Source organism: Actomonas aquatica (assembly GCF_019679435.2).
Lineage (GTDB): Bacteria > Verrucomicrobiota > Verrucomicrobiia > Opitutales > Opitutaceae > Actomonas > Actomonas aquatica.
In genome coordinates this window covers 4,166,455-4,191,423 of record NZ_CP139781.1, presented here as the reverse complement: position 1 = coordinate 4,191,423, position 24,969 = coordinate 4,166,455, and the positions used below count along the sequence as shown (strand labels likewise).

The 24,969-nt window shown below is 65.2% G+C and carries 22 protein-coding genes; 13 read left to right on the top strand and 9 right to left on the bottom strand.

From position 1 onward, the window contains the following. The first annotated feature begins 197 nt into the window (after positions 1 to 197). Positions 198 to 1,151 (top strand): ROK family protein, encoded by a 954-nt coding sequence (locus tag K1X11_RS15925; RefSeq protein ID WP_221031233.1) that lies wholly within the window; start codon positions 198 to 200, stop codon positions 1,149 to 1,151. Between the two features lie 12 nt (positions 1,152 to 1,163). After that, positions 1,164 to 1,808, top strand: coding sequence for a D-sedoheptulose-7-phosphate isomerase (locus tag K1X11_RS15920; protein ID WP_221031232.1), 645 nt, complete (start codon positions 1,164 to 1,166; stop codon positions 1,806 to 1,808). A 77-nt stretch (positions 1,809 to 1,885) separates the two neighbouring features. Here K1X11_RS15920 and K1X11_RS15915 read toward each other — a convergent pair whose 3' ends face one another. Beyond that, a complete protein-coding gene (locus tag K1X11_RS15915) occupies positions 1,886 to 2,818 on the bottom strand; it encodes a hypothetical protein (protein WP_221031231.1) in 933 nt (310 codons plus the stop codon). Between the two features lie 269 nt (positions 2,819 to 3,087). On the opposite strand from K1X11_RS15915, the gene K1X11_RS15910 reads away from it, so the two are divergent. Then, on the top strand, positions 3,088 to 4,143 hold the full coding sequence (locus tag K1X11_RS15910) for an SMP-30/gluconolactonase/LRE family protein (RefSeq protein ID WP_221031230.1): 1,056 nt from the start codon (positions 3,088 to 3,090) through the stop codon (positions 4,141 to 4,143). A gap of 150 nt (positions 4,144 to 4,293) precedes the next feature. On the opposite strand, the gene K1X11_RS15905 is transcribed toward K1X11_RS15910, so the two are convergent. Both K1X11_RS15905 and K1X11_RS15900 read right to left on the bottom strand, forming a co-directional pair. After that, complete coding sequence (locus tag K1X11_RS15905; RefSeq protein ID WP_221031229.1) at positions 4,294 to 5,664, bottom strand: hemolysin family protein; 1,371 nt, start codon at positions 5,662 to 5,664, stop codon at positions 4,294 to 4,296. A 167-nt stretch (positions 5,665 to 5,831) separates the two neighbouring features. After that, positions 5,832 to 7,112 carry a dicarboxylate/amino acid:cation symporter gene (locus K1X11_RS15900; RefSeq protein WP_221031228.1) on the bottom strand — a complete coding sequence of 427 codons (1,281 nt, stop codon included), beginning with the start codon at positions 7,110 to 7,112 and terminating at the stop codon, positions 5,832 to 5,834. Positions 7,113 to 7,273: 161 nt separating this feature from the next. Between K1X11_RS15900 and K1X11_RS15895 the strand changes: the two genes are divergently transcribed. Beyond that, on the top strand, positions 7,274 to 7,831 hold the full coding sequence (locus tag K1X11_RS15895; RefSeq protein ID WP_221031227.1) for a hypothetical protein: 558 nt from the start codon (positions 7,274 to 7,276) through the stop codon (positions 7,829 to 7,831). A 100-nt stretch (positions 7,832 to 7,931) separates the two neighbouring features. On the opposite strand, the gene K1X11_RS15890 is transcribed toward K1X11_RS15895, so the two are convergent. Further along, positions 7,932 to 10,619 (bottom strand): hybrid sensor histidine kinase/response regulator, encoded by a 2,688-nt coding sequence (locus tag K1X11_RS15890; RefSeq protein ID WP_221031226.1) that lies wholly within the window; start codon positions 10,617 to 10,619, stop codon positions 7,932 to 7,934. A 159-nt stretch (positions 10,620 to 10,778) separates the two neighbouring features. Next, complete coding sequence (locus K1X11_RS15885; protein WP_221031225.1) at positions 10,779 to 11,723, bottom strand: LysR family transcriptional regulator; 945 nt, start codon at positions 11,721 to 11,723, stop codon at positions 10,779 to 10,781. A 148-nt stretch (positions 11,724 to 11,871) separates the two neighbouring features. On the opposite strand from K1X11_RS15885, the gene K1X11_RS15880 reads away from it, so the two are divergent. The 5 genes from K1X11_RS15880 to K1X11_RS15860 all read left to right on the top strand — a co-directional run bounded on the left by K1X11_RS15880 (position 11,872) and on the right by K1X11_RS15860 (position 15,158). Next, a complete protein-coding gene (locus K1X11_RS15880; RefSeq protein WP_221031224.1) occupies positions 11,872 to 12,459 on the top strand; it encodes a carboxymuconolactone decarboxylase family protein in 588 nt (195 codons plus the stop codon). A 148-nt stretch (positions 12,460 to 12,607) separates the two neighbouring features. After that, a complete protein-coding gene (locus tag K1X11_RS15875; RefSeq protein ID WP_221031223.1) occupies positions 12,608 to 13,201 on the top strand; it encodes an acyloxyacyl hydrolase in 594 nt (197 codons plus the stop codon). Between the two features lie 134 nt (positions 13,202 to 13,335). After that, the gene (locus K1X11_RS15870; protein WP_221031222.1) at positions 13,336 to 13,587 is read left to right on the top strand and encodes a glutaredoxin family protein; all 252 of its coding nucleotides are present in this window, start codon (positions 13,336 to 13,338) and stop codon (positions 13,585 to 13,587) included. Positions 13,588 to 13,656: 69 nt separating this feature from the next. Further along, positions 13,657 to 14,325 carry a peroxiredoxin-like family protein gene (locus tag K1X11_RS15865; RefSeq protein WP_221031221.1) on the top strand — a complete coding sequence of 223 codons (669 nt, stop codon included), beginning with the start codon at positions 13,657 to 13,659 and terminating at the stop codon, positions 14,323 to 14,325. 65 nt (positions 14,326 to 14,390) lie between these two features. Then, positions 14,391 to 15,158, top strand: a complete 768-nt coding sequence (locus tag K1X11_RS15860; RefSeq protein ID WP_221031220.1) for a DUF547 domain-containing protein — start codon at positions 14,391 to 14,393, stop codon at positions 15,156 to 15,158. 105 nt (positions 15,159 to 15,263) lie between these two features. On the opposite strand, the gene K1X11_RS15855 is transcribed toward K1X11_RS15860, so the two are convergent. Next, positions 15,264 to 16,148: a nucleotidyltransferase family protein gene (locus tag K1X11_RS15855; RefSeq protein ID WP_221031219.1), complete on the bottom strand. Its 885-nt coding sequence runs from the start codon at positions 16,146 to 16,148 to the stop codon at positions 15,264 to 15,266. A gap of 94 nt (positions 16,149 to 16,242) precedes the next feature. Between K1X11_RS15855 and K1X11_RS15850 the strand changes: the two genes are divergently transcribed. Beyond that, complete coding sequence (locus tag K1X11_RS15850) at positions 16,243 to 17,028, top strand: M90 family metallopeptidase (protein ID WP_221031218.1); 786 nt, start codon at positions 16,243 to 16,245, stop codon at positions 17,026 to 17,028. 74 nt (positions 17,029 to 17,102) lie between these two features. Here the strand turns inward: K1X11_RS15850 and K1X11_RS15845 are convergent, their stop codons facing one another. Further along, positions 17,103 to 18,647 carry a SulP family inorganic anion transporter gene (locus tag K1X11_RS15845; protein WP_221031217.1) on the bottom strand — a complete coding sequence of 515 codons (1,545 nt, stop codon included), beginning with the start codon at positions 18,645 to 18,647 and terminating at the stop codon, positions 17,103 to 17,105. Between the two features lie 459 nt (positions 18,648 to 19,106). Here K1X11_RS15845 and K1X11_RS15840 point away from each other — a divergent pair, with 459 nt between their 5' ends. Further along, positions 19,107 to 21,176 carry a TonB-dependent receptor gene (locus K1X11_RS15840; RefSeq protein ID WP_221031216.1) on the top strand — a complete coding sequence of 690 codons (2,070 nt, stop codon included), beginning with the start codon at positions 19,107 to 19,109 and terminating at the stop codon, positions 21,174 to 21,176. Positions 21,177 to 21,230: 54 nt separating this feature from the next. Beyond that, the gene (locus K1X11_RS15835; RefSeq protein ID WP_221031215.1) at positions 21,231 to 21,533 is read left to right on the top strand and encodes a YhbY family RNA-binding protein; all 303 of its coding nucleotides are present in this window, start codon (positions 21,231 to 21,233) and stop codon (positions 21,531 to 21,533) included. A 333-nt stretch (positions 21,534 to 21,866) separates the two neighbouring features. On the opposite strand, the gene K1X11_RS15830 is transcribed toward K1X11_RS15835, so the two are convergent. After that, positions 21,867 to 22,556: an energy transducer TonB gene (locus K1X11_RS15830; RefSeq protein WP_221031214.1), complete on the bottom strand. Its 690-nt coding sequence runs from the start codon at positions 22,554 to 22,556 to the stop codon at positions 21,867 to 21,869. Between the two features lie 227 nt (positions 22,557 to 22,783). Between K1X11_RS15830 and rsgA the strand changes: the two genes are divergently transcribed. Continuing rightward, positions 22,784 to 23,863: a ribosome small subunit-dependent GTPase A gene (gene rsgA / locus K1X11_RS15825; protein ID WP_221031213.1), complete on the top strand. Its 1,080-nt coding sequence runs from the start codon at positions 22,784 to 22,786 to the stop codon at positions 23,861 to 23,863. Between the two features lie 111 nt (positions 23,864 to 23,974). Here rsgA and K1X11_RS15820 read toward each other — a convergent pair whose 3' ends face one another. Further along, the gene (locus tag K1X11_RS15820) at positions 23,975 to 24,958 is read right to left on the bottom strand and encodes a D-2-hydroxyacid dehydrogenase (RefSeq protein WP_221031212.1); all 984 of its coding nucleotides are present in this window, start codon (positions 24,956 to 24,958) and stop codon (positions 23,975 to 23,977) included. Positions 24,959 to 24,969 lie beyond the last annotated feature (11 nt).

The following is a 24,969-nucleotide window of genomic DNA, read 5'->3' as shown; positions in this document are numbered from 1 at the left end:
GTGGTTTAAAAAACAGTCCTGCCTCTCCGCCGAAATCAGTGCGCCAGCCTTCTGTGCTCATCTGTGAAATCCGTGGTTAAAAAAAATCTCTGCCTCTCGGTCGGTCGCTCTCCGTGCCCCTCCCACGGCCGGTGCGCCGATCCACGCCTTCCCCATTGAAATCCGCCTGGCTTTGCCCGACGGTCTCCCGCCCCGTCATGTCGCTTTCCGTTCCCTCCGACTTCCACTACCTCGGTCTCGATATCGGCGGCACCAAATGCGCCGTATGTCACTGGAACGGCGAACGTGTGGTCGAAACCGTGCGCGTGCCCACCGCGGACTTCACCACCACCTTCGCGCAACTTAAGGCCGGCATCGCCGCCCTGCGCGCCAACGACCAGCGCCCTCTGCGCATCGGTGTCTCCTGCGGCGGTCCGCTCGACCCCCGCACCGGCACCATCACCTGTCCGCCCAACCTGCACCCCAGCTGGCACGGCATCGCCATCTGCGAACGACTCGTTGCCCGTTTCGGCGGAGCCGCCACCTTGATGAACGACGCCAATGCCTGCGCCCTCGCCGAGTGGATCTTCGGCGTCGGCCGCGGCACGCAAAACTTCGTCTTTTGCACCTCCGGCACCGGCTTTGGCGCCGGCCTCATCCTCGACGGTCGCCTCTACGCTGGCACCACCGGCGACGCCGGGGAAATCGGCCACGTGCGCCTCGCCCCCGATGGCCCCGTCGGCTTCGGCAAAGCCGGCTCCGTCGAAGGCTTTTGCAGCGGCGGTGGCATCGCCCGCCTCGCCGAACTGCGCCGCGCCGGCCGCACCGACATCGCTCCGCGCTGGCACGACGACTCACCGCCCATCACCGCCAAAACCCTCGCCGAAGCCGCCGACGCGGGCGACGCCTTCGCCCGGGAAATCTGGGCCGAAGCCGGCCAACGCCTCGGCCAGACCCTCGCCCTCACCATCGATCTGCTGAACCCCGAGTGCATCGCCCTCGGCGGCTTCTTTCCCAAGGCTCGTCACTTGCTCGAGCCCACCCTCGCAGCCGAACTCGCCGCTGAAACCCTCGCTCCCTCGCGTGCCGCCTGTCGCATCGAACCCGCCACCCTCGGCGAGACGATCGGTAGCCACGGCGCCATCGCCGCCGCCGTGCACGACTTCGCCTGAACCCTCTCGCCCATGAGCCCCACCCTCATCGCCCTCGGCCAAGACTATCCCGATCTGCAAGCCATCCTGCCCGACGTCCAGGCGGCCACCGACCTGCTGGGCGACGCCTTCGCCGCCGGCCACCGCCTCTACACCTGCGGCAACGGGGGCAGCGCCGCCGATGCCGATCACATCGTGGGCGAATTGGTCAAAGGCTTCATGCTCAAACGCCCCCTGCCCCCCGCCGACCGCGAGGCGCTGGTCGCCCAACACGGCGAGGCCGGCCAACTCCTCGCCGACCAACTGCAGGGCGGCCTGCCCGCCGTCGCCCTCACCGCGCACACCGCCCTCTCCACCGCCTTCGCCAACGATGTCTCCCCGGAGCTCGTCTTCGCCCAACAGGTGCACGCCTACGGCCAGCCCGGCGATGTCCTGCTCGCCATCAGCACCTCGGGCAACTCGACCAACGTCCTGCACGCTCTGCGCGTCGCCCGCACCCGCGGCATGCACACCCTCGGCCTCACCGGCCAAAGCGGCGGCGCGATGCCGCCCCTGTGCGACGTCTGTATCCGCGTTCCCCATACAAGCACCCCACGCATCCAGGAACGCCACCTGCCCATCTACCACGCCCTCTGCATCGCTCTGGAAAACCGCTTCTTCGCGCAGACCGCCGACTGATTTCAGCGCGGCCCCCCCCCGGTATCCATCCGCGGTTAACAAAAGTCCCTGTCTCTCCGCCGCTACCCCCGCCGCGCTCACAACTCGTCATCGTCCACCGCGCGCAGGACCGTCGCACTCGCATCGGCCTTCACGCGCTCCAGCCAGTCGGCCAACAGCGGTTCCTTCGCCACCAAATCGAGCGGCAACGGCGCGGCCAACAGATCGATCGCCCGCAGCTGCCCGTCCGCCGCCTTCACTAGGTTTTTGCTGTGCAGATCGGCCACCAGCCAAGGCGCCCCGTCCACAAAATACAGCCGCGGATGATCCCGGTGCGCCCGCAGAAACCGTGACGGCCACGCGATGAGTCCCGCCGGTTGCACGCCCGAGGTGTCCGCGCCTTCCCCCAACAGCCCGCCCAGGGTCTGCTTCGTCACCAGCACGCCTTCACGCTTGGTCACGCCCACCACCTCCGTCGGCATGCCGCCCAGCCGCAGGATGAGGTCAAACTTCTCCAACATCGCCTGATACGTCCCGTCCGCCGCCTCCGCCTGCAGCGCCACGTCGTCACTGCGGTAAAACTCAAAACTACCGCCGATGTGCCCATCGTCGCGCGGCATGAAAAACTTGTAGATCGATTGATCCTCCGCCTCGAACGCCGTCGCCTCCACCCCACTGCTGATCGGGCGCAGGCGCGGACTGCATTCGCCCAACAAATCCTCCACGTCGGCCGGAAACCCGAAGTCCTCCAGCTCGATCAACGGAAAGGTCGCGCGAAACGCCCGCGCTGCCTCATCGAGTTCACTCCACAGCGGATCCGCCGCCGCCAGCAGCCCTATTTCGTCGGGTTCCCAGAGGACGAGGTCATCGTCCGGATACGTTCCGATGCCGACTGCCGCCGCAGCCGCGCGGAAGCGAGCGAGCGCTTCCAGTCGTCGCCGGTGATCGTGTTGAAGCGCGCGCCAGCTTTCTTCGTCGGGGAGTCGCCCACCTTGGATGCAGGTCGGTTGGCCGGTGAAGGGGTCTTGCATGTGTCGTCGCGGCTCATCGTCGTGGTGGAAGGCTCGCCAACGTCGGCTGACCCTCTCCACAAAGCAAACGCAACTTGCTGTGAGTTGTTCCCCCTTGTCCACACGTTGTTCACAAAACGCGATGGCCCAGCGTTAACGGTCAAAGGCCCCTCCCTCGCCCCACCTCCCCCTTCTTTCTCTTTACTCCTTATCTTTCTCGTAATCCCCGCCAGCCGGAAGCCTTTCGCCCTTCAGGGAGAACGAGAAAGACGAAAGACCTCTCCTGCCCCATGCCTGTCCCTCGCTTGCTTTCCACCGCCACCGCCGCTCTCGCGCTCTCCCTCTCGGCCGTCACCGCCACGTTCGCGCACATCCTCAACGAAGAGCCCGGCGCTTACCCCGTCTTCGGCACCGTCGAGCGCCTCTCGCCGGCTCTCGACGACCGCCTCGCGCCGGACGCCCACATGGAGCTGCTCTCCACCGGCTTCGAATGGGCCGAGGGCCCCGTCTGGGACGCGACCCACGACCGCCTGCTCTTCACCGACGTGCCGGAAAACAAGGCCTACGCCTGGACCGCCGCGCGCGGCACCCGCCTCTTCCTCCACCCCTCCGGCTATACCGGCCTCATGAGCGAAGCGCCTTACGAAGAGGGCGCCAACGGCCTCGCCTTCGACGCCGCCGGCCGTCTCCTGCTCTGCCAACACGGCGACCGCCGCCTCGCCCGCCTCAACGCCGACGGCCGCACCTTCTCCACCCTCACCGACCGCTTCGAAGGCCTCCGCTACAACAGCCCCAACGACCTCGTGCGCGCCCGTTCCGGTGACCTGTTCTTCACCGATCCGCCCTACGGCCTCACCGATCAAAAGGTCGGCAAGGAACTGCCCCACCAAGGCGTCTACCGCCTCCAACCCAGCGGCCAGGTCCACCTGCTCACCGCCGCCATCAGCCGCCCCAACGGCATCGGCCTCTCCCCCGACGAACGCACCCTCTACATCAGCAGCACCGACGGCGCCGCACCCTACATTTACGCCCTCTCCCTCGACGCCACCGGCCAAGCCGTCGGTGAACCACGCGTGTTCTTCGATGGTCGCCCGCTGCGCGAGCAAGGCCGTCGCGGCGGCTTCGACGGCCTGAAAGTGGATGTCGATGGCTTCGTCTGGGCCACCGGCCCCGGCGGCCTCGTCATCCTCAGCCCCGACGGCGAGCACCTGGGTTCCCTGCTCACCGGTCGCGGCACCGCCAACGTCGCCTTCGGCGGCCCCGACGGCACCACCCTCTTCCTCACCGCCGACGACTCCCTCGTCCGCATCCCCACCCAAACGACTTGGCTAGGCCGGGGCTGGTAAGTCGGGCCCCGCCCGACTCCCTCTTTCTCTTTCTTCTTTATCTTTTTCTTTCTCCCCCCAGGCCGGAACCCATCCGCTCCCCGAAGAGAAAGGGAAATATAAAGAGGAAAGAATAAGGAGCCGTGGGGTGTCCGAGCGACGCGGTTCGGATCAGCCCGCGACCTGCTCTTCGCCGTCGTTGTCGCGATCGCGGCGCTTCTCGCCGTCGTCCTCGGCCGCATCGGGCAACTTGGAGATGAGCAGCTTGTCGATCTTGTGGCGGTCCATGTCGACCACCTCAAAGCGCCAGCCGTCATGCTCAAACGCTTCGCCCGTCGACGGAATGCGCCCGAAGTGGGTCATCACAAAACCACCGGCCGTCTGGAACTCCGCTTCCTCCTCGTGGGTGAATTCGTCGATGCCGGTGAGCTCCTTCAGCTCGTCGATATCGTAGGTGGCATCCACCAACCAAGAGCCGTCGGAGCGTTGCTTCGCCTCCGGCTCGTCGTCGCGACCCGACTCCGGGATGTCGCCCACGATGGCTTCGAGCACGTCGTAAAGCGTCACGATGCCCGCCACGGAGCCAAACTCGTCGACCACCAGCGCGATGTGTTTGCCCGAAACCTTAAACTGTTCGAGCAACGCGCTCGCCATCATCGTCTCCGGCACGGTGAGCGGCGGAGTCAGCAGGTGCCGCAACTGCGTCGGCACCCCAAAGGCATTGTTGGCCCAGATCGCTTTCACCGACACCATGCCGACCACCTGTTCGCGGTTGTCGTGCACGACCGGGAAGTGCGAGTGACCACTGGCCACGACCTTGCGCCAATTCGTTTCGTCGGGCTCGGCCAGATCCAGGAACACCAGCTTCGGCCGCGGCGTCATGAGGTAGGTGACCGGCATCTCATCGAGCTCCAGCACGCCCGCCACCATGTCGCGCTCGCTCTCGTTGAAGACGCCTTCGGTCATGCCCTGCTCGACCAGAATATTGACCTCCTCTTCGGTCACCGGCGCCTCCTTTGGCGCGCGATGCAGGCCAAACGGCCGCAACGCCAACTCCGACAACCACGTCAGCAAGTTCACCGCCGGCGCCACGATGCGCGACAGCTTGTGCATGGGGCCCACCAGGATCAGCGCGATTGTTTCCGGCTTCATCAGCGCGATGCGCTTCGGCACGAGCTCACCCAACACCACCGACGACAAGGTGATGCCGACCACCACAATGGTCAGCGCGATGCTATGGGAAAACTCTGCCAGGGGACCGATGCCGGCCAAAAAGCTCTCCAAACGCGTCGTGAGAGCCCCACCACCAAACGCACCGGCCAGGACCGCCACGAGCGTGATGCCCACCTGCACCGTCGACAAAAATCGCGAGGGCTCCGACGCCTCCGCCAACGCCCGTTCGGCCCGCTTGTCGCCGTCCTCCGCGAGCTCACGCAGGCGCGATTTGCGCGCCGAAATGAGCGCGACCTCCGCCATGGCGAAGATGCCATTGATCAGGAGCAACAGCAGCAGGATCAACAGCTCGTTGGAAATGGAGTTCATGAACTGGGGGACAACGTGAGTTCGGAAAGGAGCGCTGGAAAGTGAAAACCCCACCGCTCCCGGCGAGCGGAATCGTCACGCATCACAAAGTTTCATCCTCTCGGATAACGGCCCCTCCACGCCGGCCCCTCCCCGTTTCGGGCCGGTTTTTCGTTTCACCGCGCGTGTCAATCCTTCTGCCACTCCGGCTCGTCGGCGTCGTAAACCGCCTGGTCAAATTCACCTTCACTCTTCGCCACGATCACCGAAACGACCGCGTCGCCGGTCACATTCACCGCCGTGCGCGCCATGTCGAGAAGGCGGTCGACTCCGTAAATCACCGTAATCGCCGCGATCGGCAGACCCACCTGCTGAAACACCATCGCCAACATGATCAGCCCCACCCCCGGCACACCCGCCGTGCCGATGGAGGCCAGCGTCGCGGTCAGAATCACCATCAGGTAACCTTGGATTCCGATATCGATGCCGAGCGCCTGCGAGATGAACACCGTCGCCACGCCCTGCATGATCGCCGTGCCGTCCATGTTGACGGTCGCGCCGAGCGGAATCGTGAACGACGCGATGGAGGGTTTGACGCCCAGATTGTGCTCCGCGTTCTCCAGACTCACCGGCAGGGTCGCGTTGCTGCTCGCCGTGGAGAAGGCAAACAACTGCACCCGTCGCATCATCTTGAAGAAGTTAATCACGCCGAGCCCGGTGAAGAGCTTCAGGATGCCGCCGTAAGACACGAAAGCGTGCACCGCCAGCGCCACCACCACCAGGCCGAAGTATTTGCCCAACGCCACGATCGCACTCAGCCCCTCCAGCGCGAAGGTCTTGGCCACCAGCGCAAATACACCAAACGGCGCCGCCAGCATCAGGATCATGACGAGCTTCATCACGATCTCATTCAGGTCGTTGGCGATGGCCAACACCCGCTTGCCCGGCTCGCCCGCCAAACACATGGCGATGCCAAACAGGATCGCGAAGACGATCACCTGCAGCATCTTGCCCTCGGCCATCGCCTGAATCGGGTTGGTCGGGAAAATGTCCATGATCACCTGCGCCAGTGGCGGACTCTCACTCACCGCAAAATCGTGATCGTAGTTGAGCGTGAACCCGGCCCCCGGCTGCACCAACACCGCCAGACCGATCGCAATCGTAATCGCGAGCGCGGTCGTCCCGAGATAGAAGGCCAGGGTCTTGATGCCAATGCGACCGAGCTTGCGCACATCATCCAGCGCCGCCGTGCCGGTCATCAGCGAAAACAACACCAGCGGCACCACCATCATCTGCAGCAGCCGCACAAAGATCCCACCGATGGTCGGAAATACCTGCCCCACCAGAAACCCGGGCGACTCCGCATCGACTCCCAACAGGTTGAGGCCCACGCCGAGGGCGATGCCCAGGGCCATGGCGACGAGAATGTTGCGGGTGAGGTGTCGTTGAGAAAAGAGCGCGGCGAGCATGAGCAGGTTGCCGCGCACCATCAACCGCCTCGCCGTCACCGTCAACGCCCGGACGCCCCTTACCCCAGCAGGCTTGGCGCCGCGCCGCCCTCCGCGCATTATTCCGCTTCTCCACGAAACACTTAAGCCGCCTCGCCGTCTCACTCCTGTCCGCTTCGCTCATGCCCCCCCGATCGTCGATGCTCCGCTGCTCCTTCGCCTTGCTGATCACCTTGCTGGTGGTCGCCGGCTGCGGCGCCCCCCCACGCTCCGGTCCTCCTCCGCCCCAACCCGTCATCACCGGCCGGGCCCACTTTTTTGGTGATCAATTGGAAGTCGTGGCCGAACTCGGCCCCTTCCGCCTCGTCGACGCCCTGCCGCCCCAACGCCTCGGCGGCGCACCCGTGGTCATCGACGAACCCGCCCTCACCGATCGCCGGCCCCGCGCCTACGCCGGTCCCGGCGCCCGTCGCGGCGGTGGCGCGCCGCCCCGCCAATCGCTCACCATCACCCTGCGCAACACCAGCGATGAGGCCCTGCGCCTGCGCGTCGCCGAGGTCCGCTCCGTGCTCGGCAACTTTGTGCCCGTGCCCGAAATTTTCACCCTCGAGCCCGGCCAACTCCAGGCCCTCGAACCCATGCGCGCCTCCTACCCCGCCGCCATCGACGAACTCGAAGTCGTGATCCGCCTGCGCACCGCCACCGATTCCGAAGTGCAGACCCTCAAACTCGAACTCTAGGGGCTGTCTTCAAATTACGTGGGTCCAGCGCAATACACGCGCTCCGGTCCCACCAGTAGCTGCCGGTTGAGCCAAAGGCGAAAGCGTGGCCCCTTAACGCCTAACCCCGCTTTCGCTCGTCGCAGACCTCTCGCACCATCTTGACGAGCACCGACGGCGTAAACGGTTTACCCAAAAACCGCGCCCCTCGCGCCAACGCCGCCCTCGCCTCCTCCTCCGAACAATTGGACGAGCCCGAGATCAACAGCTCGGCGACTTCAAGGCCCCGCGCGGACAACTCCACACTCAACTCCAACCCACCCATACCTGGGGACAGGACATCCGCGATAATCAGGTCGACCGCCGCCTGCGAATCATCCTGCAAGCGCAGCAACGCTTCCTCGCCCGCCAACACGTGCTCCACCGCATACCCATATTCCTCCAGACACACCACCATCAGGCGCGCCAAAACCGGCTCGTCCTCCACCACCAACACCCGCTCCGAACCATGACAGGAGGCCAACTCCAACAGATTCTCCTCACTTCCGGTAGTCGCCTCCACCGTCCTCAGCGTCTGCGGTAGGTAGATGCTGAAACAGGTCCCTTGGCCCGGCTCGGAGTGGAGCGCGACCACCCCGTCGTGGCGCTCCACAATCGCGAAAACATTGGCCAGCCCCATCCCCGTGCCCTTGCCCCGATCCTTCGTGGTAAAGAACGGATCAAAGACCTGCGCCTTCACCTCCGGCGTCATCCCGGAACCATTGTCCGCCACCTCCAACACCGCATAATGCCCCGGCGGCACATGCACCCCTTCCACCTCCAGCGGGTGCTCAAAAACCCGGTTGCTCGTGGTGATCTGTAGCTTCCCGCCCTGCGGCATCGCATCGCGCGCATTGATCGCGAGGTTGACCACCACCTGCTCGATCTCCGACTCCCGCGCATCCACCAAATACAGGTCCGCCTCCAACGAGGTCTGCACCGTCACCTTCGGGGCCAAGGTCCGCCGCAACATCTTCAGCAACCCCACCAACAAGTCCGACAGGTTGATCGGTCGCGCCTCACCTTCGTCTCCCCGGCTGAAAATCAACAACTGCCGCGTCAGGTCGCGCGCCCGCCGCGTCGCCACCCGCAATTCGTCCTGCAACTCCTTCGCCTGCTCCACGTCGTCCTGCTCACATTTCGTTAGCATCTCCGCACTCATCGTCATCACCGCCAGCGCGTTGTTAAAATCATGCGCAATCCCGGCCGCCAGCTGCCCCAGCGCCCGCATCTTGGCCGATTGCCGCAACTGCTCCGACAGCACAAACACCTCCGTCACATCCCGAATGACGACCAGCTGCGCCGTCCGCCGCATCCACCCCAACTCCACCGCCCGCACCTCCAAACGACGTTTCGCCGACTGCTCGCCATACTGCAGCTCGAGCACCTGGTCGCACTCAAACTGCAACGGACACGGTGTGCCCAACAACGCCTCTGCCTTCCGCTCAAACAGCCGACACGCCCGCGGGTTCGCAAACGCCACCCGCCGTTTCTCGTCCACCACCAACACCGCATCCGGCATGCCCGACATGATCGTCTCCATCGCCTGCTGCGACACCTGGCGCTCATTCGTCTCCATCTCCAACGCCTCCGACTGCTCGTGCAACAACGCGCTCATGCGCTCCACCGCCTGCGCCAAGGGCTTAAACGTCGACCCCACCCGCACCGGAATGCGCAAGGTGCCCCCACCGCGATACGCCGCCACCGCCGGCAGGATCGTATCCAAGGGCCGCGCCACCGCCCGCCACATCACGATCGCTAGGACCGCCAGCCCCACCGCCACCAGCGCCGCCAGCGGCATCGAGGTGCGCAACACCATGCCCGCCGTCCCTTCCAAAAACCGATCCGTCGCTCTCATCACCACCCGCGCCAACACCACCGGCTCCGGCGCCGAACGCACCAACACCGGCACCTCCACATAACCCAACCAATGCCCCGGACCGTCCCTCTCGATCTGCCGCTGGGCCGCCCCGTCGTGCCGCATCGACTCCCAATTCGCAAACTCCCGCTCCGCCGTAAACCCCGTGCCCAGCTCCACCCCAAACCGCCGCGCCGGATCCGGGTGCGACAAAAATGCCCCGTCTTCACCCAGCAAATACACCTTCAACCCCTCGCCCGACTCCCGCTGCCAGGCCTCCACCTCCCGGGTCACATCCACATTGGCCACCACCAGCACCGACGGCCCCCCTTCCACCGGCTCGGTTCGCGCCACCGCCCGCGCCACCAGCCGATACGGCAACTCCACCTGACCTTCCTCCCGATTTAAACTGATCGGCACCAGCATCACCTGCCCGGGCTCCAGGGTCCGACCCCTCCGCACATAGTCCCGGTGCCCCTTCTCCTGCAACTGCTCCGGGCCGACCACCCTCACATCTTCCCAAATCGACTTTCGGTCCACCCGCACCAACTCGCGGCCCGCTTCATCCGCCATGATCAATCGCAACTGCTGCACGCGTAGGTTCGCCCGCATCGTCGCCAGCAGGTCCTCCTCCAACCGCCGCAGTTGGTCCGCCTCTGCCACCTCCCCCCCATCTCCCGCTGCCAGCGTCCTCACCACCGAGTTGGCCGCCAACGCCCGCACATACGTCTCCGCCTCCCGCGCCTTCGCCCGCAATTCCGTCGCCCGCTGCTCCGCCCGCGCCTGCAAACGCCCCATCTCTGCCTGTTGGAGCCCCTGTAACGCCAGCCAGTAGAACACCACGCCACCGAGCACCACGCCCAGTAAACCGAGCGTGGCGAAAATAAGACTGCGATAGATCGGAAACCTCATCTCTACGGGGAACGCCCCCCTCACGCGGCCGCTGACACGGACCCTTCACGAGGCGAGGCACCGCTTCATCAGCGGCAGGATTACAGAAGGAACGACCAGTAAGGGACACCGTATCGCTGCCTGACCGCATATTGCAACGAAACTTCAATTTCATTTATTTCAGCTCGTCCGCCCGCAATGCGCCGCCCCTTCCATCTGCGCCTGAATCGCCGGCTTCAACTCCCGCACCACATCCAAAAACGCCCCCAGCGTCGGCGACGCATTGTCCCGCCCCCACGCCATCACCAACGGCACGTCATCCGACCGCGGACTCAGCTCCCGAAACTCCACCCCGGGCACATGCCGACACGCCACACAGCCCGGCACCAGACCGATCCCCACTCCCGCCGCCACCAGCGTCACCACCGTCGGCATTAAATCCGGCTCTTGCACCACCCGCGGCGCGATCCCCGCCCGCCGACACATGCCCATGATGATGTCATACAGGCCCATGGCCCCCGTCTGCTGGTAAACCACCAAGGTCTCTTGCCCCAACCGCTTCACCGGCAAGGTCCCGCCGCGACGCTGCGCCAACGCGTGATCCGACGGCACCGCCGCCACCACCCGGTCCGTGTAAATCAACTCCTCCTCCAACCACAACCGCTGCCCCGCCAATCCCGTCGGCCGCGTAAACGCCACATCGATGCGCTCCTGCTCAAACGCCGCCAGCTGCTCCGTCGGCATCATCTCGTGCAGCACCAACTCCACATCCGGATAAAGCTCACGATACGCCCGCAACACCCGCGGCAAAAACGGCGTTGTCGCCGGACCCATGTAGCCGAGCACCAGCTTGCCCACCTCACCCCGCGCTGCCCGCTGCGCCGCCCGCACCGCCCCGTCCGCCGTCTCCAAAATGCGCTCCACCTCCCCGCGAAACACCGTGCCCGCCGCCGTCAGCCGCACCGACCGCTTCGAGCGCTGAAACAAGGTCACCCCCATCTCCTCCTCCAGATCCCGGATCGTCTGACTCACCGCCGGCTGCGCCACATGCAGCTCCGCCGCCGCCACCGTAAAGTTCAGGTGCCGCGCCACCGCCACGAAGGTCCGCAGATGCCTCAGTTCCATGCCATTTCCGTTATAAGATAATCCTATTACTACAAGCGGATCATACGATTTCCGCTATTTATGGTTTCGGGCTATTCTGGGACATCGACGGCAACGCCCACTGCGGGGCCGCGAATAAAACCAACCTTCATCTACTCAAGTTCGTCCCATGAATAACAACACGGTTTCTCCCGCCTCCCTTGAACTGCCGGTGCGCTCCATCAACGACGCTCCCGCCGCCTCCCGCGACGCCATCGCCGCGGTCCAAAAGGCCTTCGGCTTCGTGCCGAACCTCATCGGCGCCATCGCCAACGTGCCCGCCGGTTTGCACGCTTACCTCGCCGCCTCCAGCGCGTTTGAAAAGACGTCGTTCAGCCCGGCCGAGCAACAGCTCATCCTCATCGCCATCTCCTCGGTCAACGACTGCGGCTACTGCGTCGCCGCCCACAGCCTCGTCGCCAAAGCCATGGTCAAGGTCGACCCGGCCATCGTCGCCGCCGTCCGCGCCGGCAACCCGGTGCCCGATGCCAAGCTCGACGCCCTCATCAACCTCACCCGCGAGATCGTCGCCAATCGCGGCTACATTTCGCCCGAAAAACTGAATGCCTTCATCGCCGCCGGTTACACCCGCGAGCAGGCCGTCGAGATCCTCCTCGGCGTCGTGCAGAAGATCATCAGCAACTACTTCATCCACCTCTCCCCGGTGGCCCTCGATCCCGCTTTCCGTGGTGAAGCCACGGAGCAGCAAGCAGCCTGAAGTCTGGAGTAAGACCCGACGGGGCGTCGCCTCCACGCGACGCCCCGTCGAACCACTGCCCCCTTCCCGTGGTCTAGACCTTCAGCGGATCCCCTCTCGTCCCTTCCCAGCTTTCAAGGCGCCCCTCCCTTCAACCGGAACTTAAGCCATGACTGCTCTACCTAAAACCTCCCTCCGCTCCCTGTTTGTCCTGCTCTTGCTGAGCACCCTGTCCGCCGCGCCCGCCGCCGCTGCCATTCGCACCGCCGCCCCGGATACCGAAAGCTACACCCTCGTCGCCCGTTTCGGCATGCTCGGCGTGCTCGACGACGAACCCGCCGATCCCCTCGCCGCCCTCGAATTGCGCTTCCCGCAACAGTGGCACGGCATCCATCCCTACGTGAGCCTCAACCTCACCGACTCGCGCACCTGGTTCGCCGGTGCCGGCCTCATCTACCACCTCGAACTCTCGCCCAACTACCGACTCACCCTCGGTTCCGGTCCGTTCTACTATCAACACGAACCCGATCGCGACCTCGGCCTGAAACTCGAGTTCTACTCCTTCGCCGAACTCACCCGCGAACTGCCGCGCAACCAACGTCTCGGCCTGCGCATCGGCCACCTCTCCAACGCCGGCCTCGGCCGTCACAACCCGGGCGCCGAAACCGTCTCCATCGTCTACAGCCGCCCGCTCGGCAGCCTGCGCTCCCTCTGGGCCGGCTCCGCCAGCGACGCCGCCGACCGCCACGCCTGGCGCCCCTGAGTATCCACCATTAAAATACATAACTCGATCGCTCAGTGTCCTCCGTGCCCTCCTCTGTGATCTCTGTGACCCAAATCCCTGCCTCTCCGGCCCTCCGCCAAATCCAAAATCGAGAATCCAAAATCAAAAATCCAATGACTCCCGTCCTCTACACCAAATCCGGCTGCCCTTGGTGCGCCGAAGCCCGCCGCGTCCTCGATGACGCTCAAGTCTCCTACCACGAGCGCAACGTCTCCGGCGACCCGGCCGCCTTCGAAGACATGCGCCGCCTCTCCGGCCAAACCTTCGCCCCCGTGCTCGACTGGGAAGGCAAAATCCTTTCCGATTTCGGCGCCGTCGAACTCGTGCCCTTCCTCGTCTCCTGCGGCATTCCGCTTGCTGCCTGAGTCCTCCCACCACGCCCCTCCGGCCCCGGAGCCACCGCTCCTGCCGGATGGCCCCTTTCCACCGTCACCATGTCCTCCACGCCCGCCCAGCATCAAACCTCCCGCGAACTCGCGGAGCGGGCCGCGGCGTGGCGGAAAGCCGTGACCCCGGCACAGCTGCGCACCATCGAACAGCTCATCGCCACCCTCGTCGATGAGGGCCTTGCCCGCGAAGCCCTCGCGCCCGGCGATACCGCGCCCGACTTTATCCTCGCCGATTCCGCCGGCCGCCCCACCCGCTTGAAAGACCTCCTCCGCCACGGCCCCGTCGTGCTCGTGTTCTACCGCGGCGGCTGGTGCGGCTTCTGCGAAACCTACCTGCGCGGTCTGCAACGCGCCCTGCCCGAAATCCGCGCCGCCGGCGCCGAACTCGTCGCCATCTCCCCGCAGCTGCCCGACCCCGCCCTCGCCTTCGAAACCCGTGAGGACCTCGCCTTTCCCCTGCTCTGTGACCTCGGCCTCAAAGTGAGCACCCGCTTCGGCCTCACTTACCCGCTCCCCGGTCGCGTCCGCCAGGTCTACCGCCAGTTCGGCATCGACCTGGCCCAAGCCAACGGCCCTGCCGGCGACGGCCAACTGCCCCTCGCCGCCACCTACCTCATCAATCCAGACCGCACCATTCGCGCCGCCTCAATCGACGAAGATCCCGCCCGTCGTCTCGACCCGGCCGAGATCGTGCGCCTGTTGCGCCAGGGTTAATCACCCCCGCGTCCCCCCTCACCGCTTCGGGAATGAATTGCCCGATCCAACCCTCTCATTGCGCCATGCCACGCGCCCTTCTCCTTTTCCTGGCCCCGCTGTGGGTTGCCCTCACCTCGCTGAGCGCCGCGACCGCGTTCACCCACGACACCTTCGACGCGCTGCTCCACGATCATGTCGAGGACGGACGCGTCGACTACGCCGCCCTGCGCACCGACCCGCGGCTCGACGCCTACCTCGCCCAACTCGCGACCACCGATCCCGCCACTCTCGACTCCGCCGACGCCCGGCTCGCCTTCTGGATCAACGCCTACAACGCCTACACCCTCAAACTCGTCCTCAGCGTCTACCCGATCGACTCCATCAAAGTCATCCACGGCCTCGGCCAAACCGGTCCCGCCGACGACAAAGCCCCCTGGGAAGTCCCCCTCGCCGTCGTCAACGGCGAAGCCCTCACCCTCAACCAGATCGAGCACGCCATCATCCGCCAACGTTGGGACGAACCCCGCATCCACTTCGCCCTCGTCTGCGCCGCCCTCTCTTGTGCCCAGCTCCGCGCCGAGGCCTACAGCGCCGCGCAGCTCGAAACCCAACTGCAGCAACAGGCCGAATGGTTCTTCGCCCACCGCAACACCTTTGACCCGCGCCGCCGCCAAGCCGCCCTCTCCCAACTCCTCAACTGGTATCGCGCCGACTTCGCCACCACCGACGCCGAGCTCCTCCGCTACGCCGCCCAATTCCTCCCCGACGACCTCGCAAAGTCCCTCCGCCAAAACCCCGGCAAGTGGAAGATCACCTACCAACCCTACGACTGGACCTTAAACGCCCAGTAACTCTCCGGGTGTAGCAGCGGCCGTCTCGGCCGCTCCCCGTTGCCTCACCGCCCCCATCCCGTATCCCCCATCCCGCACCCCGCATCCCGCATCGCGCATCCCGTATCAAAAAAGCGGTGACGGATACGCCCCCTCCGCGATCAACCCGCGCAGCATCGCCTCCACCAGCGGCTTGTCCTCGCGATAGGTGACCCCAAACCACCGCGCCGACGTAGCCCGCACCCGCACCGACGTCCGCCCGGCTTCGATCTCCGCCGACACCGCCGCCGGCAAATAAAACTCCGCCTTCGGCTCGCCCAAACGCTCGGCCACAAACGCCCGCCACTGCCGATCCAGCGCGCCCCAGAACGTCGGCTGAAAAAGCCAGCAGTTCATCGACACAATCTCGTCGCCCGCAAAGAGCGCCTCGCCCCCCGGCCCCACATCACGGCGCTGGATCCCGGTGTGCTCGACCACTTCCGTGAGCAGGCCGTCCGCGTCCACCTGACACACCCCGCGCGACACCGCGCCCTGCTCCGACAAGGTGTTCATCAGCCGGTAACCCACCATCGCGTGATCCGCATCCGGCTCCGCCGCAAAACCCGCCAACTGCGCAAACGCATCCGCGCCCAAAAAGTCGTCGGCGTTGATCACCGCAAACGGCGCCGTCTCGCCCACCACCTCGCGCGCACACCACACCGCGTGCCCCGTTCCCCACGGCTTCTCGCGCCCCTCCGGCATCAGCGCGCCCTCCGGCAACATGTCCAGCGCCTGAAACGCATACGCCACCTCCAGCTTGCCCACATACTTCGCCCCTACCTGCTCCCGAAACGCGTCCTCAAAATCGCGGCGGATCACAAACACCACCCGGTCGAAACCCGCCCGCACCGCATCAAACACCGCGTAATCCAAAATCGTTTCGCCCGCCGGCCCCACCGGGTCGAGTTGCTTGAGCCCGCCGTAACGGGAACCCATGCCAGCCGCGAGAACGAGAAGCGTCGGAGATGCCATACGCCGCCCACCAGACAGCGCCCGCCCGCCCGACTCCATCTCAAAAACGCGCGCCGTTGCCTTCGCCGCCCCGCCACCCTTGCCTCTTGCCCCCATGAGCTTCTGGACCCGCCTCGCCGCCTGGCTGAATCCCCCCGACCCCGGCCCCGTGGTTTTTGATCCCGCCTGGATCGCCATCCTCGAAGCCAACGTTCCCCTTTACCAACACCTCCCGGCCGACCTGCGCGAAACCCTGCACCAACAGATCGCCCGCTTTGTCCGCGACAAACACTTCGAAGCCTGCGGCGGCCTCACCCTCACCGATGAGATGGTGCTCACCGTCGCCGGCCAGGCCTGCGTGCTCTGCCTCAAACTCCCCGGACCGCCCTTCCCGCGCCTGCGCAGCATCCTACTCTACCCCGCCGCCTACCGCGCCCGCGAACGCCTCGTCGACGAGCTCGGCATCGTCGTCGAACGCGAAGTCGTCCGCCTCGGCGAATCCTCCAGCCGCGGCACCATCGTGCTCGCGTGGAACGCCGTGCTCAGCGGCGCCCGCAATACCTTCGACGGCCACAACGTCACCCTCCACGAGTTCGCCCACCAACTCGACCAAGCCGACGGCCGCGCCGATGGCACGCCCTTCCTCCGCGCCCCCGAACACTACGCCCGCTGGACCCACGTCCTCACCGACGGCCACGCCCGCCTCGAACGCCTCGCCGCCGACGGCAAACGCACCGTGCTCGACACCTACGGCGCCACCAACCCCGCCGAGTATTTCGCCGTCGCCACCGAGGCCTTTTTCGAAAAACCCCGCCAACTCGCCCGCAAGCGCCCCGACCTCTACGCCGAGCTCCAAACCTACTACCAGCTCGACCCGCAAACTTGGTATTCAAAGGGTTGATACCTCTTTTACTTGGCGGAGATATCGTTTCCGGACAAGGATCGACCGATCAGCGGAGCATTTAAGCGCCGACCTCAAATCCGCGCCACCGAGTAGTGCGGATCGTCTTCCATCACCTCGACATCCACCAGATTGCCGGCGTTCTGCAGCATCTGTCGGCAGTCCGGCGAGAGGTGACGCAGGTGCAGGGTCTTGCCGACTTTGCGGTAGCGCTCGGCCAAGGCATTGATCGCCTCCAAGCCCGACAGGTCACACACGCGCGTGTCACGGCAATCGATCACCACATCCGTCGGATCTTCGCTCGGCGTGAACTGCTCGGCGAACTCCCGCACCGAACCAAAATACAACAACCCGCTCAGCAGGTAGGTGCGTCGCTGATGCGTGTCCTCCACCGTGATCAAACGCACGTGCTGCGCGCTCTTCCACGCAAAGACCAACGCCGAAACCAACACGCCCACCAACACCGCGATCGCCAGGTCCGCGTAGACCGTCACACCCGTCACGATCGCCACCACCAGGATGTCGCTCTTCGGCACCTTGCCGAAGGTGTTGAACGTCGCCCACTCAAAGGTGCCGATCACCACCATGAACATCACGCCGGTGAGCGCCGCGATCGGAATGCGATCGATAAACGGCGCGCCTACCAGGATGAAGATCAACAGGCCCACCGCCGCCACGATACCGGAGGTGCGACCACGCCCGCCCGAGCGGATGTTGATCAGACTCTGCCCGATCATCGCGCATCCACCCATGCTGCCGAAGAAGCCACTCACCATGTTCGCCGCGCCCTGCGCCACACACTCCCGATTACCCTTGCCGCGCGTCTCCGTGAGTTCGTCCACCAGCTGCAGCGTCATCAGCGATTCAATGAGCCCCACCGACGCCAGAATCGCCGCGTAGGGGAAAATGAACCCGAGCGTCTCGAGGTTGAACGGCACGTTCGGCAGATGCAGCTGCGGCAGGCTGCCCTGCACACTCGCGAGGTCACCGACCACCTGCGTGTTCACGCCCAGAAACGCGATGCCCGCCACCACCAGAATCGCCGCCAGCGAAGACGGCACGGCCTTGGTGAACTTGGGCAGAAAATGGATGATCGCCATCGTCAGCGCCACCAACCCGAGCATGAGCCACAGCGCCGAACCAGACAACCAGTCGCCCACCTCGGCACCGTTGCGCTCTTTGAACATGTCGAGCTGCGCCAGGAAGATCACGATCGCGAGACCGTTCACAAAACCCATCATCACGGGGTGCGGCACCAGTCGGATCAACCGCCCCAACTGCAGCGCCCCCACCAGCATCTGAATGAGGCCGGTCAGGATCACGGTCGCGAAAAGAAACTCCAGTCCCGCGCCCTCGCCGCCGCGCAAATTACCCTCCTGCACCAGCGCCACCATCACCACCGCCATCGCGCCGGTCGCGCCCGAAATCATGCCCGGACGACCGCCAAACATCGCCGTGATCAAGCCCATGAAAAAGGCCGCATACAGGCCCACCAACGGCGGCACCCCCGCCACAAAGGCAAAGGCGATGGCTTCCGGCACGAGCGCCAGCGCGACGGTGAGCCCGGAGAGCGCATCGTCCTTCAAATTGCCGCGTTTTTTGCGAAATGGGTTGGTCATGTCGTGGGAGGAATAGGCCCAAACAAAAAGCGCCGACGTTGGGGTCGACGCCTGCGCCCCAGTCGGGCGGTGAATGGAAAAGCTAAACGAGTGGGCGGGTAAGAAGCATCCCCCGCGGTCAACCAACGGGCCGCGCAGAAAGACTCCCACCCACCTCCAACGCAATCCTTAACTCCCCTCACCATCCCCACCCCGCCCGCTCCACCTGTCACCCATTAGGTGACACCATTTCACCCACTATTTCCCAACTCGAAGAGCTTAAAACCCGCCTTCCTCCTAACTTCCAACGGCTTACAACACCCATAATTATTAGCCTTGGCTAATTTTGTCACCTATTAGGTGACAACTTGAATAATCCGTGGGCGCGGTCGCCGGGGGCTGTTTGACGTGTAGCCGGGTGGAATGGGGGCGTCGGTTGACCGGCCGGCTCCTTCGCATGAGGGTGTCGGGCTGCCCATCATGCTGTTTCGCGCGCTTCGTCTTCGCTTCCTCGCCTTCAGCCTCCTCCCGGTCGCCGCTGCCGCCCAGGTGCTCGATCCGCTCGTCGTTACCGCCACCCGCTCGCCTCAGCCACTCTCCGCTCTGCCGGTCACGGTCGATGTCTTTAACGCTGACGACCTCAGCGACACCACCGCCCTCACCGTCGACGAAGCGCTCAAGGCCTCCGCCGCCTTCAGCCTCTTCCGCCGCCAAGGCAGCCTCTCCGCCAACCCCACCACCCAAGGCGTCTCGCTGCGCAACCTCGGCCCCAACGGCGCCGGCCGCACCCTCGTCCTCGTCGACGGCATTCCCCTCAACGATCCCTTCGGCGGCTGGGTCACCTGGAGCAAAGCCCCGCGCCTCGCTCTGACCTCCGCCGAGATCGTGCGCGGCGGCGGCTCCAGTGCCTGGGGCAGCGCCGCGCTCGGCGGCACCATTCAACTGCTCACCGCCTCATCTCAGCCCGCCGACGCCGCCGTATCCTCCACCCAACTACAAATAGAGGGCGGAGACTTCGGCACCTTCGCCGCCGACCTCCACCACACCACGGTGCGTGGCGCCGACACGTTCACCATCAACACTCGTGGCTTCCGGTCCGACGGTTTTCGCCGCACCGCGTCGGAGTGGGCTGGCCCCATCGACCGCCCCACCGACCTCGAACAGGGCACCGCCCAGGTCTCGTGGTCCCGCACCACCACCAACGGCACCCGCGGCACGCTCACCGCTCGCATCTTCCGTGAGGAGCGCGGTAACGGCACACCCCTGCAACGCAACCGCACCCGCGAGGCGCTGCTCGCCGCCTCCGCCTCCGGCACTCTCGAACTGCTCAGCGCCCCCGCCGACTGGACCGCCACGGCCTACGTCCAGACGCAGGAATTCGCCAATCGCTTCACCTCCGTGAGCGATGCCCGCGACAGCGAGATCGCCGTGCTTGATCAATACGCCGTGCCCGCCGATGCCGCCGGAGCCGCCGCCACCATCACGTGGTCCGACAACGACCAGACCACCACCGCCGGTGCCGACGTGCGTTGGGTGCAGGGTGAAACCCGCGAAAACTATTTCCGCTCCGGCGATGACTTCACTCGCAATCGCCGGGCCGGTGGCACCCAGACCTTTGCCGGCGTGTTCGCTCACCATGACCGCGCCCTCACCTCCGCCCTCCGCGGCAGCCTTTCCGCCCGCCTCGACGCTTGGCAACTCAGCGACGCCCACCGCATCGAGATCGATCGCACCGCCGGCTCCATCGTGCGCGAGGACGACCTGCCCAGTCGCGACGGCGTGGAGTTCAATCCGCGTGCCGGACTCGTCTGGCAAGCTACCAACAACTGGCGTTTGCACACCGCCGCTTACAGCGCCTTCCGCTTGCCGACCCTCAACGAGCTCTACCGCCCCTTCCGCGTCGGCAACGACATCACCGAGGCCAACCCTGACCTCGCGCCCGAATCGCTTCGCGGTATCGAGCTGGGCACTACGTTCGCCACCCGCGACCTGCGCCTACGCGCCAACGCCTTCACCAACCGCCTCGAGGACGCCGTTGCCAACGTCACCCTCGGTGCCGGTCCCGGCGTCGTGCCCGGCGTGGGATTTGTGCCCGCTGGCGGTCTCGGCCGCCGCCGCGAAAATCTCCCCCGGGTTGATGTGCACGGCCTCGAGCTCTCCGCCCACTGGCAACCCGCCACCGCCCTGACGCTCCGCGCCGACTACCTCTACAGTGATTCCAGCGACCACGCCACCGGACTCAACCTGCCCCAAGTTTCGCGCCATACCGTTGTCCTCGGTGCCGACTGGCGTCCGCTCGCCGCGCTCACCTTCGGCGCGCAGGCCCGCTACCTCAGCGACGCCTACGAAGACGACGCCAATACCCTCGTGCTCGATGCCGCCATGACGGTCGACCTGCGCCTCGGCTACCGCTTCGCCGCCGACCGTGAACTCTTCGTCGCCATCGAAAACGTCTTCGATGAAGCCGTTGTCACCCGCCGCACCACCGACGGCCTCTACGACCTCGGCACCCCGCGCTTCAGTCGCGCCGGCGTGCGTTGGACGTGGTGACCGCAGCCCACAACGAGCGTTGACGCCGCGCCGCCGCCGTCCTCCTCTGCGCGCATGACCACTCCCTCCCTCACCGGTGCCGAACGTCGCGTCCTGCGCAGCGAAGGCCAACTCCTGGAAGCCAGCGTGACCGTTGGCCGCGAGGGCGTGACCGCCACCGTCATCCGCGAGCTCAACAGCCAACTCTCCCGCAACGGCCTCATCAAAGTGCGCGCCGGCGAGACCGATCGCAAAGCCCGCGAAGCTCTCTTCGCCGAACTCGCCACCCTTACCTCCAGTGCCCTCGTCGGCACCGTCGGTCGCACCGCCCTTTACTACCGCCCCATCGACGACGCGTCGCAGTCGCCGGAGCAGTAGGCCCCGAGTTCGCCCCGCCCCGGCACCCACCGAATGAGCCGCGCCCCACTCCTGAGGCGCGGCTCGACTCGACTCTCGTCCCACGCCAGCAGGACGAAAGATGGGCTCCATTCGAACCGGCCCACGGTTCGTGGCGGAAATAGGAACTATACGATACCGACACTCCCAGCCTACGGCATCCGCCGCGTCTCCAACATACGCATACTTGCGCACGCGCGGCCCCATTTAGCGGAGGGCTCCAAACACAAAGAGGCGCCGAACCGTTTCTGGGTTCGGCGCCTCGCTGAATCATTTCCCGCGGCGCGGGGGGAGGTTGGCAACCAAGGGATCGGCTCAGTCGTCCACCACCCGGAACTTCAGCGGCACACGCATGCGCGTGGCCACCTTGCGCCCGTTTTTCATGCCGGGGCGGAACTGCCAGCGGGAAACACCGAGGACCGCCGCATCCTCGAATCCACGATGCGTCGATGAATACACTTTGGCCCAAGGGACCTTACCATCGGCGCCGACGATGAAGTCGACCACGACTTCGGCTTCACGCACCTCGTTCTTGAGGCTGGGCGGGAAGACCGGCGGACGCTGCAGAATGGGCTCCGGCACGCGGTCGAGGTCACCGAGGTTAAAGAGGTCTTGAATCTGGTCGGGACGCACCTTGCCGTGCGCGATGCGCGACGGGATGCTCACGACCTTGGCGGCGTCGAAGTCCGGTTTCGGCAACAGCGACGCATAATCGAGTTTTTGGACAAACGTCGCGTCGGTTATGATCGACGGCACGTCGGCCTGCATTGGCACGTAGGCGCCCGGGTCGAGCTCCTCCTGCTGTGCGGCGTCCGGGTCGAACACCTTTTCGGGTTCATCCAATTCCTCGATGGGAGGCATCTCCATCAGTTGGACGGAGATTTGTTCTATCGACTCAGCCTTGATCGGAGGCGGAGCTTTGTCGTTAAACGCAAACATGACGACGACGTGCATCGCACCAGAAGCCACCAACGCGAGCCACGGAATGTGGACGAGCGGAAGCACCGGTTCATAATGCCAATCAGGACGATCAAGTTTGGGGGTTGCCCGCGATTGCGGGCGATTTGCGGCGGGGGTTTTACTGCGGGGATCAGCTCGCACCACCGCCGGCGGAACGGTCTGGAGCTGTGTTATCATGGTAGCTAGATAATACGTCACATTCGCCAAATCCCCCACGCAAAGCTTGCACTTTCCGGCGCACCCTTTGTGAACCGCCATTTTCTTCTTCAATCATGTCTCTCGATCACTACGGCTGGAACCTTTTTTGGTCCGAAGCCTTCGCTCCTCACCTCGCGGCTGGACTCAAACCGGCGCGGGTCGTCTGTGAGTTGAGACGCAAGTTCTACGCGGTGCAGGACGCCGATCGGGAATGGCTCGGCGAATGCCGCGGTGGCTTCTTCCATCGCCACGCCCAAACGAGCGATTTTCCCGCCGTCGGCGATTGGGTGGCCATCAGCCATCGCGAGGACGGTCAGCGCGTCGACATCCACGCGGTGCTGCCGCGCCGCACCAAGTTTTCCCGCCGCGCCGCCGGTGAAGAAGACATCGAACAAGTCGTGGCCGCCAACATCGACTACGTGCTCCTGGTGAGTGGACTGGATCGCAACTACAACCCCGCCCGCATCCAACGCTTCCTCGTCGCCGCCCGCGAAAGTGGCGCCGAACCCGTCATCGTGCTCAACAAGAGCGACGTCCACCCAGACCCGGAAAGCGTCAAAGCCGAGATCGCCCAACTCGTGCCGAGCGTGCGTATCATTCTCACCAATACCACCCGCCGTCGCGGTCTCGGCGAGTTGCGCAAACTCGCCTCCCCGGGCACCACCCTCGCCTTCCTCGGCTCCTCCGGCGTCGGCAAATCCACCCTCGCCAATCTGCTCACCCAGGACGACTTTCTGCCCACCGGCGAAGTCCGGGCCAAGGACAGCAAGGGCCGGCACACGACCACCCGTCGCGAGCTCGTGCGCACCCCCAGCGGCGCCCTGCTCATCGACACCCCCGGACTGCGCGAACTGCAGCTCTGGGTGGCCGACGAAGGGGTCACCGAAACCTTCACCGACATCGTGAACCTCGCCCGCCATTGCCGCTTCAGCAATTGCCAGCACGAGACCGAACCCGGCTGCGCCATCCAAGCCGCGCTGGAGAACGGCACGCTCGATACGGAGCGTTACATTCACTACCTGAAGATCACCGGCGACCACGCCCCCAAACCCGCCGCCCGCCGCGCCGCCCGCGCCGTCGCCAACAAACCCGGCTGGCGCAAAAAAGCCTTCGAACCCAAACGCGGCGGCCGCCGCATCACCCCCGACGACTAAAGCGGTGTAGCAGCGGCCGTCTCGGCCGCTTTCCCCGGCCTCTCCGCGTAGGCCGCGACCTTGGTCGCGCTACCCCTGCCTCTCCGCCGCGCTATCGCGCGCCTCCGCGCATCACACGATCCGATTCTCGATCGCGTCCAAATCCCCCCGCTCAAACGCCGCCAGGTTCTTCAAAAAATGCGCCACAATGGCGTCGTCCTGATCGCGTCGCCCGCCACCCGTGTGCGGCGTGATGTAGCAGTTCTTGGTGCGCCACATGGGGTGCTCCGGCGGCAGCGGCTCGGGATCCATCACATCGAGATAGGCCGCGTCGAGTTTGCCGCTGTTGAGCGCCTCCATGAGCGCGTTCTGATCCACCGTAGTCCCGCGGCCGATGTTGTAGAACCTCGCCGTCGGCTTCAGCAGACCGAGCCGTCGTGTATTCACAAAATGATACGTCGCTTCGCTCTCCGGCAGGATGTTCACGAGATGGTCCACCTCCGGCAGCACCGACGTCAGCCGATCTTCCGCGATGACGTGCACTCCGCGCTCGCTGTAAGCTCGTCGCCGCAGCGCGTAGATCTTCATCCCAAAGGGCTGCAACAGCTCCACCAGTCGCTTGGCGATCGTGCCGTAACTCAGGATAAGCACCGTCTGCCCATTGAGCAGCGACGAGTCGTAACGCCGCTGAAAATACTCCCAGCGCTGGTCGTCCAACTGATCACGATACGAGGCCGGCAACTGCCGCGACAGCGACAACATCATCGCCAACACGTGTTGCGCGCAGGGCTCCGCAAACACGCCCGACATGTTGGAAAACACCGCGCCGCGTTCCCGCCACGGTTCCAGAAACTCCGGCCGGTCGTAGCGCGTGTAACCCGCCGTCACAACCTCCACCCAACGCAGGCTCGACAGGCCGAGGCATTGCGCCGGATCCGGCTGCCCCAACGCGATGTCCGCGCCGGGGAGATCCGGATCCTCCCCACCGCCCTGCAGCACATTGGCGTTGGCCGCGCTGGAGAAGACCAACTCGTGTCCGCGCTGCGCCAGCTCGTCGCGCAGGGTCTGCTCCGCCGTCTCGTTGAACTTCGTATTGCTCCAGATCTTCAGGCCCATGGTGTCGCGCG